The sequence below is a fragment of the Zhouia amylolytica genome (genome assembly GCF_900116365.1).
Lineage (GTDB): Bacteria > Bacteroidota > Bacteroidia > Flavobacteriales > Flavobacteriaceae > Zhouia > Zhouia amylolytica.
The window spans coordinates 264,718-279,419 of the sequence record NZ_FPAG01000003.1; the positions used below are offsets into that span (position 1 = coordinate 264,718).

The 14,702-nt window shown below is 36.6% G+C and carries 13 protein-coding genes and 1 tRNA gene; 6 read left to right on the forward strand and 8 right to left on the reverse strand.

Going from position 1 to position 14,702, the window contains the following annotated elements; genetic code table 11:
- Position 1: 1 nt before the first annotated feature.
- Positions 2-1,009 carry an FAD:protein FMN transferase gene (locus tag BM361_RS06195; protein WP_254785739.1) on the forward strand — a complete coding sequence of 336 codons (1,008 nt, stop codon included), beginning with the start codon at positions 2-4 and terminating at the stop codon, positions 1,007-1,009.
- Here the strand turns inward: BM361_RS06195 and BM361_RS06200 are convergent, their stop codons facing one another.
- From BM361_RS06200 to BM361_RS06225, 6 genes are all read right to left on the reverse strand, one after another.
- Entirely contained in the window at positions 1,010-1,774 is a 765-nt protein-coding gene (locus BM361_RS06200) for a class I SAM-dependent methyltransferase (RefSeq protein WP_074977659.1), read from the reverse strand.
- Between the two features lie 4 nt (positions 1,775-1,778).
- Positions 1,779-2,600, reverse strand: a complete 822-nt coding sequence (gene map / locus BM361_RS06205) for a type I methionyl aminopeptidase (RefSeq protein WP_074977660.1) — start codon at positions 2,598-2,600, stop codon at positions 1,779-1,781.
- Between the two features lie 154 nt (positions 2,601-2,754).
- Entirely contained in the window at positions 2,755-5,058 is a 2,304-nt protein-coding gene (locus BM361_RS06210) for a M1 family metallopeptidase (RefSeq protein WP_074977662.1), read from the reverse strand.
- A gap of 62 nt (positions 5,059-5,120) precedes the next feature.
- Positions 5,121-5,627 carry a DUF6702 family protein gene (locus BM361_RS06215; protein WP_074977664.1) on the reverse strand — a complete coding sequence of 169 codons (507 nt, stop codon included), beginning with the start codon at positions 5,625-5,627 and terminating at the stop codon, positions 5,121-5,123.
- A 93-nt stretch (positions 5,628-5,720) separates the two neighbouring features.
- Positions 5,721-6,503, reverse strand: a complete 783-nt coding sequence (locus BM361_RS06220) for a carboxypeptidase-like regulatory domain-containing protein (RefSeq protein ID WP_051413509.1) — start codon at positions 6,501-6,503, stop codon at positions 5,721-5,723.
- Positions 6,487-7,245 (reverse strand): carboxypeptidase-like regulatory domain-containing protein, encoded by a 759-nt coding sequence (locus BM361_RS06225; protein ID WP_038266015.1) that lies wholly within the window; start codon positions 7,243-7,245, stop codon positions 6,487-6,489. Before BM361_RS06225 ends, BM361_RS06220 begins: the two co-directional genes overlap by 17 nt.
- A 146-nt stretch (positions 7,246-7,391) precedes the next feature.
- On the opposite strand from BM361_RS06225, the gene pepE reads away from it, so the two are divergent.
- Entirely contained in the window at positions 7,392-8,096 is a 705-nt protein-coding gene (gene pepE, locus BM361_RS06230) for a dipeptidase PepE (protein WP_074977666.1), read from the forward strand.
- 1,142 nt (positions 8,097-9,238) lie between these two features.
- On the opposite strand, the gene BM361_RS06235 is transcribed toward pepE, so the two are convergent.
- Positions 9,239-9,311 (reverse strand) — tRNA-Gly (locus BM361_RS06235).
- A 309-nt stretch (positions 9,312-9,620) separates the two neighbouring features.
- Here BM361_RS06235 and BM361_RS17200 point away from each other — a divergent pair.
- From BM361_RS17200 to BM361_RS06255, 3 genes are all read left to right on the forward strand, one after another.
- Positions 9,621-10,550 carry a GNAT family N-acetyltransferase gene (locus BM361_RS17200; protein WP_083425865.1) on the forward strand — a complete coding sequence of 310 codons (930 nt, stop codon included), beginning with the start codon at positions 9,621-9,623 and terminating at the stop codon, positions 10,548-10,550.
- Positions 10,547-11,254, forward strand: coding sequence for a M15 family metallopeptidase (locus BM361_RS06250; protein ID WP_074977667.1), 708 nt, complete (start codon positions 10,547-10,549; stop codon positions 11,252-11,254). Before BM361_RS17200 ends, BM361_RS06250 begins: the two co-directional genes overlap by 4 nt.
- A gap of 107 nt (positions 11,255-11,361) precedes the next feature.
- Entirely contained in the window at positions 11,362-12,366 is a 1,005-nt protein-coding gene (locus BM361_RS06255; RefSeq protein WP_038265919.1) for a DUF6588 family protein, read from the forward strand.
- A 79-nt stretch (positions 12,367-12,445) separates the two neighbouring features.
- Here the strand turns inward: BM361_RS06255 and BM361_RS06260 are convergent, their stop codons facing one another.
- Positions 12,446-12,841: an ankyrin repeat domain-containing protein gene (locus BM361_RS06260; RefSeq protein WP_074977669.1), complete on the reverse strand. Its 396-nt coding sequence runs from the start codon at positions 12,839-12,841 to the stop codon at positions 12,446-12,448.
- A gap of 251 nt (positions 12,842-13,092) precedes the next feature.
- Here BM361_RS06260 and gpmI point away from each other — a divergent pair, with 251 nt between their 5' ends.
- Positions 13,093-14,610 (forward strand): 2,3-bisphosphoglycerate-independent phosphoglycerate mutase, encoded by a 1,518-nt coding sequence (gpmI, locus tag BM361_RS06265; protein WP_074977670.1) that lies wholly within the window; start codon positions 13,093-13,095, stop codon positions 14,608-14,610.
- Positions 14,611-14,702 lie beyond the last annotated feature (92 nt).

A 14,702-nucleotide genomic window follows, 5' to 3' on the forward strand; every position in this document is an offset into this window, starting at 1 on the left:
TTTGGCATTAAGCCTTTTGATTTTTGCTTGTAAAACTGAGCAGAAGCAATCAGCAAATTCGATATTACAATATGAAGAGGGACAGGCGTTGGGAACAACATTCCATATACAATATGAAGTAGCTCATGATTCCATTCGCTTAGATGATGAAATTCAAACGGTGTTTGAAAATATGAACCGTTCGATGTCAACCTATATACCAACCTCTGATATTTCTAAAATAAACAAGGGAGATAGTACCATTGCGGTGGATGCTAATTTTAAGGAAGTGTTTTTTACAGCACAACGCATATGGAAGGAAACAAATGGATTGTTTGACCCTACTGTTGGAGCCCTTGTGAATGCCTGGGGTTTTGGGCCTGACAAGCCACTCGCCAGGATAGAGCAAGAGCAGGTAGATAGTATTTTAGAATTTACCGGTTTTGATAAAGTGTCTATTACCGAAGAAGGGTATATTCTTAAAAATCATCCCTATGTTTATTTTGACTTTAATGCACTTGCAAAAGGGTTTACATTAGATTTAATTGGACGTATGTTTGATGAGCATGGAATTAATAATTATATCATTGAAATAGGAGGAGAGATTCTTACTAAAGGTAAAAATGTAGTAAAAGATAAAGATTGGATTGTGGCAGTTGACGACCCGACCCAACAAGAGGGAGAACGAACTTTGATTGCAAAAATTAAATTGAAGAATAAGGCGATGGCTACCAGTGGTAATTACAGAAAGTTCAGGTTAGACTCATTAACGGGCGAACGGTTCGTGCATACCATTAACCCTAAAACAGGTTATACGCAAAAGTCAGATGTCCTGAGCGTTACTGTCATTGCTTCAACTTGTATGGAAGCTGATGCTTATGCTACTGCTTTTATGGCTATGCCATTCGAAGAATCAAAGGCTTTATTGGGAAAATTAAATGATGTAGAGGCTTATTTTATTAGTGCCGCAGGAAAAGATAGTCTAAAAGAATATAAAACAGAAGGATTTAAAAAGTTATTGGTAAAATAACTATTTATGACAAAATGGGATAACTTCATTGATGTCCAAAGCAAATCGTTCCACTAATTCTGGAGCGATTTTTTTTGAATAGGGCACTGCTGCTACTTTAAAACCAATAGTCCTTAACTTATCAAAATAATCCCGTCCATAGACTCTTACATGATCGTACTGCCCAAATATTTTAGCACGTTCTTTCGGGTCTGTAATAGAATCGTCTTCAAAGGTTTCTTCTCTGTTTAAATCCTGAGGAATCTGAAACACGCCCCATCCTCCTTTTTTCATCACCCTGAAGAGCTCCTGCATGGCTTTTGTGTCATCTTTGATGTGTTCCAATACATGATTGCATAGTATGACATCAAATTCATTGTCCTTAAAAGGTAAATTGCAGATGTCTGCCTTAACATCCGCCAGGGGAGATTCTATGTCTGTAGTGGTGTATTCCAGGTTTTCCTGCTTCCTGAATCGTTTATAAAAAGCTTGTTCAGGAGCGAAGTGCAGAACTTTTAATGAGTCTTGAAAAAAGTTTGTTTCACTTTTTAAGAAAAGCCATAATAGTCTGTGACGTTCCAGTGATAGGGTGCTTGGTGAAAGCACATTGTTGCGCTGTTTCCCATACCCATAAGGTAGAAAGCTTTTAAAACTCTTACCATCTATTGGATCCGTGTAAGTATCGCCTTTTAGATAAAAGGCCATTAAAGGCCGCACCCAATAACTCATGCGAATCAACCAGGGGCGCGGAACCGTATTCAAAATTATTTTAAATATCTTTTTCAAGAAACTAGCTAAGGATTAAAGGATTTTGTCTGAATTCATCCTCCTCATTACTTTCGATGCCTAATTCATCATAGATATACTTAAATGTAGACAAGATCTCAGGTTTCCCATTAACTAAAGCTACATCATGCTCAAAATGAGCACTTGGTTTACCATCGGCAGTAACAATGGTCCAGCCGTCCTTTAATTGCTTAATTCTTCGGGTTCCCATATTGATCATAGGCTCTATCGCTACAACCATACCTTCTACAAATTTCTTCCCGCGTCCTCTTTTACCATAGTTTGGCATCTCAGGTTCTTCGTGCATCTTTTTTCCTAAACCATGCCCTACAAGTTCTCTTACTACTCCATATCCCTGATCTTCGCAATATTTTTGAATAGCAAAACCAACATCTCCAACTCGGTTGCCAGCTTTAAATTCGCGGATTCCAATATATAGAGATTCTTTGGTGACCTCTAGAAGCTTTTTAGTCTCAGGATCAATTTCACCAACTTCAAAAGTATAGGCATGATCACCATAAAATTCATTCATTAAGGCACCACAATCTATAGATACAATATCTCCTTCCTTAAGAGGTTCATTGGTGGGTAGTCCATGAACTACTGCCATATTGGTACTGGTAAGCAAGGTAGACGGACAGTCATATAACCCCAGAAAACCTGGAATCGCTCCGTGGTCACGAATAAATTCTTCAGCTAATTTATCTAGTTGTAAAGTGGTAACACCTGGTTTTACTTCTCTGGCCAACATTCCTAAGGTTTTAGAAACAATTAAGGCACTTTCTCTCATCAACTCAATTTCTTCAGGTGATTTAATCTTTATCATGTTATGTATTTTTAATGGTATGTTGAATTATTGCTAATTCTGTATGGCTGCAAAAGTAGCTAATATTTTTCAAAACAGATGGTTCTCAATATCCCGGAAAAAGCAAAAGCCGCATAATTGTAATATGCGGCTTTTAAGTTGGTATATAAGAATGTTATTTCTTCTTAACTCCTTCTTTGAATTGGTTAAATTCAGACTTTGTTTCCTTTTTAGGCCACGTGTTATTAGAAGTATCTATATCTGCAGTCTCTTCTTTTGGATCTACGATGATGTTAGTGATTTCTTTTTCTGAAGCAACCACTTTTACAACCTCGGCATCGTTCTTTCTCCAAACCATTGCAGGATATTTAACGGTCTCAGTAGAACCATCCTTATAAGTAAACTGTGCTATTAAAGGCATTGGAAGTCCACCTGGTTTTTCAAAAGTAATCTCGTAAAAGTATTTTGGATTTTTAAGCTCGCTACGTTCTGCAGCTGAGAAGTTGTCCATGATATACTCGTTAAGAGTTTTGAAGTTCTCAGAATCTGAGTTGTTAGCGACACTGTTTTTATAGTCTTCACTGCCCTCTTCTACCAGGTATACAAGCGAAGGTAAATCTGATTCGCTCATATTTCTTGCAGCAATATATTCTTTCATTTGTTGATTAGGCTTAGAAGAAACGTAAAGCTTTTTAACATCTTTTACGCCCATGTCAACATAGTCAGTGGTAAAGAACCAACCTCTCCAGAACCAATCAAGGTCCATCGCAGATGCATCCTCCATTGTTCTGAAGAAATCTTCAGGGGTAGGATGTTTGAATTTCCAACGCTGGGCATAGGTCATGAAGGCATGATCAAATAATTCAGGCCCCATAATGGTTTCTCTTAAGATATTAAGACCAGTTGCAGGTTTAGCATATGCATTTGAACCAAATTGATAGATGTTCTCAGAATTGGTCATGATAGGAGATAAAAAGTCCTGGTCTCCACCCATGTATCTAACAATGTTTTTGGCAGGTCCTCTTCGAGAAGGATAAGCATCCAGTTCCGGTAAATGCTTTTTCTGGAAATCCTGCTCAGCTAAATATTGCATAAAGGTGTTTAAACCTTCATCCATCCAGGTCCACTGACGCTCATCAGAGTTAACAATCATTGGGAAGAAATTGTGTCCTACCTCGTGAATAATAACACTGATCATTCCAAATTTAACTCGGTCACTGTAACTCCCGTCCTCATCAGGTCTACCATAATTCCAGCAAATCATAGGATACTCCATACCCTGGTTTTTAGAATGTACAGAGATCGCTTTGTGATATGGATAGTCGAAAGTGTATTTAGAATAAGATTCTAAAGTACTCGCTACTGCTTTGGTAGAATATTTTTCCCATAAAGGGTTTCCTTCTTTAGGATACATAGAAACAGCCATTACCTTACGACCATTGATGTCAACGGCCATGGCATCGTAAATGAACTTTCTTGAAGATGAAAAAGCAAAATCTCTTACCATTTCAGCCTCAAACTTCCATGTCTTGGTCTTCTTAGAAAATGATTTTTCCTTTTGTTCAGCTTCCTCTTGAGTTACAATTACCACAGGTTCATCATACGACTTTTGAGCCTTTTCCCAACGTGCATATTCTTCTTTAGTGAAAAGATCCTTACGGTTAGTAAGAACCCCGGTACCATCCATGATATGATCAGCAGGAGCAGTAATATTTACTTCGTAGTTTCCGAAAGGTAGTGCAAATTCACCACGTCCGTAAAACTGATTGTTTTGCCAGCCTTCCACATCACTGTAAACACACATTCTAGGGAAGAATTGTGCGATGATATACAGGTTGTTTCCGTCTTTCTCAAAATGCTCATAACCACTTCTTGCACGATCTACAAGGTGATTGTTTAAGTTGTACCACCATTTGATACTGAAATCAATGCTTTCCCCTTGTTTTAAAGGCTTAGGGATGTCGATACGCATCATAGTTTTATTAATGGTGTGAGCTAAAGGGTTTCCTTTACTATCCTTAACAGCCTCAATTTTAAAACCACCATCAAACTTATCTTCAAAATGCTTTTTTACAAAGCTTCCCGGCTGGTCAGCAAATGAGGTTCTGTCGCTCTCTATTAAATAAGTGTCAGAGTCCTGGGCTCTAACATTTTGATCCAACTGAACCCATAAGTATTCCAAAACATCTGGAGAATTGTTAGTGTAAGTAATTGTTTCTTCTCCGTATAGTTTTTGGTTTTCGTCATCAAGAACGAGATCCATCTTGTAATCGGCTTGTTGTTGATAGTAAGAAGGACCAGGGGCTCCTGAAGCAGTTCTGAACATGTTAGGAGTAGCAAACTCCTGATAAAGTTGTCTAAACTTATTATTGTTAATGTGTCCTGGTTTACGCTCTTGCTTAGCTTCTTCTTGTTGTGCGGTCGCAAACGACGCACTCAGAAAAATAACTGCAAGAATGCAATTCTTAATTTTTAGCATAGTAATTATTGGTTTTAAGCGGGTTAAAGTAATTAATTTTATAATTTTTGTTAAAGAAATGTTTAAAAATTTAACAAAGCTTTATCATTTCCGGAAATGAGGGAAAAGCTTTTTCTAAGGTCATCAATTTTAAAATGAACAATGTTGTTTTGTTTCTCAAACAACTCAAAAAGTAATGAGTTTTCAACCTCAATAGATTTTAATGCATCAGCATCGATTCCTTCAATCTCTATATAGCACTTAACAACATCATTGTCGTATTCCTTGCCCAGGTATTTTAAGTCTACCTTCTTATTGTTAACTTTAACATTCAAGTGATGTTTCAAATAACGTTCGATATAAAGATCGATGTTCGACATCTCCTTATCACTCATTAACTTTGGCTTTATTTGATATCGCTCTTCAAGAGTGTCTTCGAAATCATCAATGAATATCCTACTGATAATTTGAAGTGACTTATCCTGATCAGAATAGTTAATATTAGTAACACTTACATAGAATTTATGAAGTGTAGTAAATGCAAATAAAGGCAGAATTAAGATGAGAATAAATTTCTTAATCTTTTTCATATAGCTCTGAACTTGAAAATGTGCCGCAAAATATAAAAAAGAGTTTAACCATTATCCTTAAGATCCGTTAAAACTTTATCAGATAGAATTTACTTAATTACCTTCGTCGGAAACGTTAAACCTATTAAACTCGGCACTTTTTTCCTGTAAAAGTTCTAACATTTTCAAAGGTTGTTTTAGCTTGAGAAGGTTTTGAAATTTGGGGTCACTGGCACAGAAATAGATAAAAGCATCAATTTTATGTTCCGGTATTTTAAGGTGGTCTGTATAAAAGTCTTTTTCGAAACTTCTTTTGACCTTATCTGTGGTCTTTTCCTTTTCCTCAAGTTTAACCTGCATTTTTAATCTTTTGATCCTTCCCGTAATTGAATTGATGATTAAATCGAGAGGAATGAGACCTGCTGAAGTTCTGGCAGTATATAAACGTCTTTCTGATTGAGTAGGAGGTGTTACGGTTGCGTTAGGCAGTCCTAATGAAATAGCGCTTACTTCTTTTTTTAGTTTGATGTTATTGAGGTCATTAGATAAACTTCCCGATAAATTATAAGGAGTGACAACAACATCATCTAATTTGTTGACATCACTAACCAGGGTGATATGTAATTTCCCTTCTTTAAAGTGAGTACTGTCAATTCTTATGGTTCTGTTTTGATATTCTACGGATGAAAATTTAATACTGTCGTTAAGAGCGACCTTAATTTCGAACACTCCCTCAGGATTAGTGATTGTAGCATAATTTGTATTCAGGTTGATCACATGAATCCCTTCTAAAACTCCGGGTGCTTTTACCTTGCCCTTTATTAAAGTGGTTTGGGCGGATGAAAAAGCACAACCAAAACAACCTAAAATTAAAAGTAGATTAATTCTGAGGATCAATGTTTTGTTCTTTAAGGTAAGCCTTGCTTTCAGTTACTAAAAAATCGATCAATTGAAATTCGTTTGCCTTGGTAAGCAATGAATCAGATGGTAATTTATAATCGCAGTAATAGAGGAAGTCGTCTATTTTGTTTTGTGGTATTTTCAAGTCCATAACAAAAAATCGATCGTCATAGACTTGCCTGAGGAGTTCACTTGGTTTTAAACGATCCTCAAATTCTGGTTCTTTATCTTTTTTCGATTTGAAAATAGCTTTGTAAATGTTAACAAAATTTAATCCGTATTCCATACCCTTTAAATGATCTGGTAATGCTTCATTTTCTACAGGAGTAGCCTCATCCCGGTCATAAAATACACGCTTAAACTCTTCGTTTCTTAATTTTAGCGTTTCCTCCCTGTCTTTTTGAGTGAGTACGATTTCGTCAAGTTCTGTTATCTTTTCTTTTAACTGGATAACAAGCCTTTTGTTGTCTATAATGCTTTGGGTAATTGTAATACTTTGAAGCTGAAAATTTAATGAAATCACAGCAAGAACTTCCCCTTCATTAACCTCGATTTCAAAACTTCCGCTATTATTGGTAACTGTCGCTTTTTCTGTGGTCGTATTTACGATATTTATGTCAGGAACTACCTTGTTGTTGTGTAGTACAGTACCTCTAAGTAGAATTCCGTCTTGAGCAAGTGCTACAGAGACGTTTACAAGTAAAAATAATGTCAAGAAGTAGGCAGGTAGTGCTTTCATAAGTTAAATTTGATTACAATTTTATTATTTTATCTTGCTTTAAAGGCCAAAATTATGTTAAATGTAATTACTTAAATTTACAAAAAAATAGCATGTGAAATTCTTAACTAAGAATATCTTTGTTATCGAACTTAACAATTGTCATAATGAAAAAGCTTATTATAGCAAGTACTTCAACAGTTCACGGAGGAAGTTATTTAGATTACATTTTACCAGAACTTGATCAGTTTCTCAGCGAGGTTAACGAAGTATTATTTGTTCCTTACGCCAGACCCGGTGGTATAACCCATGATGATTATACGACAATAGCTCAAAATGGTTTTGAGAAAATTAATAAAAAAATTACCGGGATACATACTTTTTCTGATCCCGTAAAGGCTGTAAAAAATGCCCAAGCCATATTTACTGGAGGCGGAAATACATTTCTTTTAGTTAAGATGCTATATAAAAACAACCTGATGGAAGTGATTCGTGAATCTGTACTTAATGGAACGCCTTATTTTGGGACCAGCGCCGGATCCAATATTACAGGACTCACCATGCAGACCACGAATGATATGCCTATTGTATATCCTCCGAGCTTTAAAACATTAGGTTTGGTTCCTTTTAATATCAACCCTCATTATTTAGATCCGATTAAAGGAAGTACTCATATGGGAGAAACCAGGGAAACCCGAATCAAGGAGTTTCATAATATAAATACCCAACCAGTAGTTGGAATCAGAGAAGGAAGTTGGCTAAATGTGGAAGGTGATCGAATTACTTTAAAAGGGGAGCTCTCTGCTCGAATTTTTGAGCAAAATAAAGCTCCTTATGAAGTTGCTTCAGGTGCCGAAATAGGTTTTTATTAGCAGCTTTCTGAAAAAAGGAGTTCAAATAAAAACCAGGTCATTCTATTCCAATTTCTTTCCTTTGTCCTTCCTTTGTCATTCCGCACCTGTTGCGGAACCCATTATAGCTGAGAGTAGAAAATAAACTTGCTGTCATTCCGTACTTGTTACGGAATCCATTTGTACCGGGTTCTGTATTAGAATGTCATTCCGCATTTACTACGGAATCCATGCAAAAGCGGACTCAAATCAACCCATGTTTTTACGTTGTTATTCCGCACCAGTTACGGAACCCATTATAATAGTAGAGAGTAGAAGGTAAACTTGCTGTCATTCCGTACTTGTTACGGAATCCATCTGTACCGGGATCTGTATTAGAGTATGTCATTCCGCATTTACTAAGGAAACCATGCAAAAGCGGACTCAAATCAACCCATGTTTTTACGTTGTTATTCCGCACCAGATACGGAACCCATTATAATAGTAGAGAGTAGAAGGTAAACTTGCTGTCATTCCGTACTTGTTACGGAATCCATCTGTACCGGGATCTGTATTAGAGTATGTCATTCCGCATTTATTGAGGAATCCATGCAAAAGCGGACTCAAATCAACCCATGTTTTTACGTTGTTATTCCGCACCAGATACGGAACCCATTATAATAGTAGAGAGTAGAAGGTAAACTTGCTGTCATTCCGTACTTGTTACGGAATCCATCTGTACCGGGATCTGTATTAGAGTATGTCATTCCGCATTTACTAAGGAAACCATGCAAAAGCGGACTCAAATCAACCCATGTTTTTACGTTGTTATTCCGCACCAGATACGGAACCCATTATAATAGTAGAGAGTAGAAGGTAAACTTGCTGTCATTCCGTACTTGTTACGGAATCCATCTGTACCGGGATCTGTATTAGAGTATGTCATTCCGCATTTACTACGGAATCCATTCAAAAGCGGACTCAAATTAACCCCTGTTTTTTCTTTGTCATTCCGCACCTGTTGGGGAATCCATCATAAACACAACAATCGGGCATGAACCCCTTTTCCTTCTGCGCTTGAAGTTTATTGAATTGAGCAGGCCCTTTACGGACGCTTAGAACACTTGATGAAGTTTGAATTCATGCAATAAAAAAAGTCAACCTGGATAAGGTTGACTTTGTAGAGCGGGAGACGAGGTTCGAACTCGCGACATTCAGCTTGGAAGGCTGACGCTCTACCAACTGAGCTACTCCCGCAATTGCCCGGCAAATATAAATAAAGATTCAAATTACTTGCAAGTAAAAAATAGAATTTCTTTAAAAAAAAATGATGTTTTGCTTGGGTGCGATTCGCTGGAAAAGGACCGATTCAAACAGGTGGTTTTATAAGTTGTTAATTATGAGGAATAAACTACGCTCCGGAATGTAAAATGGCAATCACAATCTTTAAGAACATAAAATAAAAGAATTGAATAATTTTTCCTTTAGATAGCTTTATATTTTCGAATTCCAGTTGATTTTTACATTAATTTAGTGCCAGTGATAAGTTGAATTGATCTGTTGCCAATGAAATATATAACTGAAACCGAAAGAATTTATCTTCGTGAATTTAATCCGGAAGATGCACGACATATATTTGAGTTACATAAAGACGAGGATGTTGTGCGTTTTACTGGCGATAGAGTTAAAACATTAAAGGAAGCCGGGCATGAAATCACTCAACTATCCGGGAGTTATAAAAAATATGGTTTTGGAAGGTGGGCTGTGATTAGAAAAAGAGATGAATCTTTTTTGGGTTGGTGCGGACTAACATATTATCCGGACCTGGCCAGGGTAGAAGTAGGGTTTCGGTTTAATAAAAAGTTTTGGGGACAAGGTTTTGCTACAGAGGCCACCAAATCTGTGATTTCATATGGTTTTTCGAGTATAAAACTTTCAAAAATCTATGCCCATGCCCATAAGCTTAATAAGAGTTCGCTAAAAGTTATGGAAAAGTGTGGCTTTACCAAGATCAAAGAATTCGAATATAATGACGTGCCCGTGTATCTGTATGTTAAAAAAAATCCAGACTTGCTGATTGAGTTTATATCAGCGCAAGAAACCTTTCAGGTTCGTCATCCTGTTTTAAGACCGGGAAGGCCTTTGGAGACATGTGTGTTTGAGGGGGATGATTTAAAATCAACATTTCATTTAGGTGCTTTTTACAATAAAAACCTGGTAGGAGTGGTTACTATGATGAAATCAGCAGAGAAGACTGAAAACGTTTTTCAGCTAAGAGGAATGGCAGTATTGGATGACTATCAGAAAAAAGGAATTGGTGAAGAGCTGGTGTGTCATGCAGAAGAGGAGGTGAGAAAAAAAGGAGGGACTTCTGTATGGATGAATGCCCGGCAGGTAGCTTTAAACTTTTATATGAAATTAGGGTATGAAAAGTTTGGTGAAAAGTTTTATATACCCAAAATTGGAGCACATTATAAAATGAAAAAAAAACTATGATACAACGACTATTGCTGTTAATGATAATTACGAGCATTAATGTTCAGGCACAAAATAAAGCTATTTCAGTGGAAGAACTTCTTGGTAATGGAGATCCAAAGCTGTATGGTAAAGGAATAAACCTTAGAAAGGAAGCTTATGAGTGTTTTGTTCAGATGCAGGAAGCGGCTGCCAGGGAAGGTATTGTGATAACCATAGCATCCAGTTATCGTAGCTATGAGAGTCAACGAAAAATCTGGGAGCGAAAGTTTAAAAGATTTACTGCAAATGGATTGTCTCCTTCCCAAGCTGTATCAAAAATTGTTGAGTATTCTACGATTCCAGGTACTTCAAGACATCATTGGGGAACGGATATTGATATTATTGATGGAACAAAAAAGGTTAAAGGTGACGTTTTGATACAAGATAATTACGAAAATGGAGGGCCTTATGCAAAGCTTAAACAATGGATGGATAAAAATGCACACAAATTTGGTTATTATTTAGTGTATACAAATGATTCTCAAAGAAAGGGATTTAATTATGAACCATGGCATTACAGCTATGCTCCCTTGTCTATTAGCTACCTCAAACAATATAGAGAGTTAGCTATAAAAGAGCAGCTGCTGGAATATAAGCTATTAGGGGCAAAGGCTTTTACAGATTCTTTTATCAATAGCTACATAGACAATAATATTTTAGATATAAATCCTGAATTATTGTAATAATCTTTTTGTAACTTTATTAAAATAAGGATACTACCCCGTAATCTCTTACCTTGAGGTTTGAAGAATTTCTAATATTTTATTAATATTTCTGATATAGGGTCGTAATGAAAAGATTAATACCAATTTTAATTTTGTTTGTTTTTCTTCAGGTGTCCTATGCTCAAAATATAACGGTTAAAGATTATCTGCTTTTGGGTGTTGATGCAGCACAGGATTTAATGTCAAAATATACAGAGCCGGCAGATGAAGGATTAATTTACGCTATAACCGGTGGGTGGTATAACGATGCCCGGGTTTTAGACAAGTGGGGTATGGATATAGCCCTTGTAACCAATGGTTCCTTTGTTCCAAGTGAAAAAAAAATATATAGACTCGATGTAAGTAGGTTTGATAATCTTGAAATTGTAGGGGGCGGAGAATCAGTGGATATTCCTACAATTATTGGCGATACCAAGTCTTCAGTGAGGTTAGCTGCTATTTTAGATGATGAGCGTTTTGAGTTTGATGTTCCAACGGGTATTACTGGCTTAGCTGATATAAATCTTTTGCCGTCTGCTTTCCTGCAGTTTAGGATGGGTATTCCATATGGCACCGAAATTAAGCTGAGGTATTTTCCTAAACTCAATATTGATAATTCAGAGTTAGGAATGCATGGGGCTGCAATACAACATCAGATTTCAAACTGGATAGAACCCATAAAAGAATCAATGTTTGCAGTTTCAGGTATCGTGGCTTATACAGCTATAAATGCTGATTATGAATTTCAGACAGGAGGTTTTGTTTCGGGAACTGGACAGCATATTGATTTTGATTATGATTCATGGTTGTTTGAAATGATAGTTTCAACAAAATACCCTAAGTATAATGCCTATGGAGGGGTGGGATATATTACCGGTACCTCCGATGTTGCCATGAAAGGAACTTATGTGATTGAGACACAGCAACAGACCAGAACTTTCAGCGATCCATTTGTTATTGGGAATAATGTATCGGGTTTAAGAGCAAATATAGGAGGGAAAGCAAGTTTTGGGAGGTTTAGTATAAATATTGATTATACATTTCAAGGATATAACAACCTATCTCTGGGTTTTAATTATAATATCAGATAGTTGCTAAAGTATAAAAATGAAAAATCCCGTGAAACGGGATTTTTCTGACTAATTCAAATTATGCAAATGAGCTTATTTTTTATGCTCTAAGTGCCTCTTTAATGATTTTATGCGCTTTGGTAGCTTTAGATAATTCAGCGTATTTTAAGGCTGTTCTTCCAAATTTTGAATCCTTAACTTTTAAGTCCGCACCCTTGGCGATTAATAGTTGTAAGATTTCACATCTGTTGTATCTGGCGGCAAACATAGCTGGAGTCATTCCATTGGAAGATTTTTGATTAACATCAGCTCCTAGCTCAATTAATTTTTTTACGGTTTCCACATCACCATTAACAATGGCCATGCAAAACGGACCTACATTTGGTTTGACGGTTAACTGAGTTTTTTCAGCGGTTGGTTCTAATTTTGTAGTTTTAGCATTCGAAATGCTTACTCCAATAAATAATAATGCGGTTACTAAGGCTAACTTTTTCATAATTGATGAAATTTTAATTGTTGAAATTTTATAGGTTATATAGAAAAGACGACCAATTCGGTAGGGTGTTTCACTTTTTATGTTGCTTTAACATTTGTTTAACCTACTTAAGATAATTTTAAGGAAGTGATGAAGGCAGTTATTCATTGTTAGGAATATAACTTCTTCCCGAGATAAGTTATGATACACAAGTATCCCTTCTTATTTATAGTACAGAATAGTATCTTTGAAAAATATAATCAGAATTACATATGAACAAGAAAGTTTTATTAATGATATTAGATGGTTGGGGGAAATCACCAGATCCTAAAATTTCAGCCATCGAAAATGCCAAAACGCCTTTTATAGATTCTTTGTATACCAATTATCCGGATGCAAATCTATTAACAGATGGATTAAATGTAGGATTGCCAGAGGGGCAGATGGGGAATAGTGAAGTAGGGCACATGAATCTTGGAGCAGGGAGAATTGTTTATCAGGATTTGGCTAAAATTAACCTTGCAGTTAAGGAGCATACACTGGCTCAGGAAACCGAGTTGAAAAAAGCCTTTGAATATGCTAAAGAAAATGATAAGGATGTTCACTTTATAGGTTTAGTAAGTGATGGAGGTGTGCATTCTCATATCAATCATTTGAAAGGATTACTTGATGCCGCTAAGGACTATAATTTAAACAAAGTTTTCGTTCATGCCTTTACTGATGGTCGGGATGTAGATCCTAAAAGCGGAAAAGGGTTTATAGCAGATGTGCAAAGCTATTGTGAAAGAACCAATGCAAAACTGGCATCTGTCGTTGGGAGGTATTATGCGATGGACCGTGATCAAAGATGGGAGCGTGTTAAATTAGCCTACGACCTTTTAGTGAATGGTGAAGGTGAGCCATCGCATGATGTCTTAAAAGCTATACAGGAAAGTTATGATGCTGGGGTTACGGATGAGTTTATAAAGCCTATTGTTATTCAGGGCGATAATGATCAGCCTGTTGCAAAAATAAAAGATGGGGATGTGGTGATGATGTTTAATTTTAGAACCGATAGAGGACGACAGTTAACCCAGGCTTTGACTCAGCAGGATTTTCATGAGCAAAACATGCATAAATTGAATTTGTACTATGTGACCATGACAAATTATGATGAAACCTTCAAAGGGGTTCACGTTGTTTACGATAAAGAAAATATTACCCACACGTTGGGAGAAGTACTCTCAAAAGCAGGGAAGAAACAGATCAGGATTGCCGAAACCGAAAAGTATCCTCATGTTACCTTCTTCTTTAATGGCGGACGTGAAGAACCTTTTACAGGAGAGAAACGTATTTTGTGCCCTTCTCCTAAGGTTGCTACCTATGATATGCAACCTGAAATGAGTGCCTATGATATACGTGATGCTATAGTTCCCGAATTGGAAAAGGGTGAAGTTGATTTTGTTTGTTTGAACTTTGCAAACCCTGATATGGTTGGGCATACGGGTGTTATGGAGGCAGCTGTTAAGGCATGTGAGGTTGTAGACGAATGTGCTAAAGATGTTATTACAGCAGCCAACGAGAATGGATATACCTCCATTGTCATTGCAGACCATGGTAATTGCGATACTATGATAAATCCTGATGGAACACCTAATACAGCGCACACTACAAATCCAGTACCTGTGATATTAGTGGATAAGGATATAAAGACCATTAAAGATGGAATACTTGGAGATATTGCGCCAACCGTGTTGAAATTAATAGGTGTGGATAAGCCTGAGGCTATGTCACGAGAGTCACTGGTTTAAAAACTATAAAAAAAGTTCATATTAAGAAACGATCAAATTGCTTTCAGGCTTTGATCGTTTTTTAATTTTTAAAGACTGTTAAATTATAACAT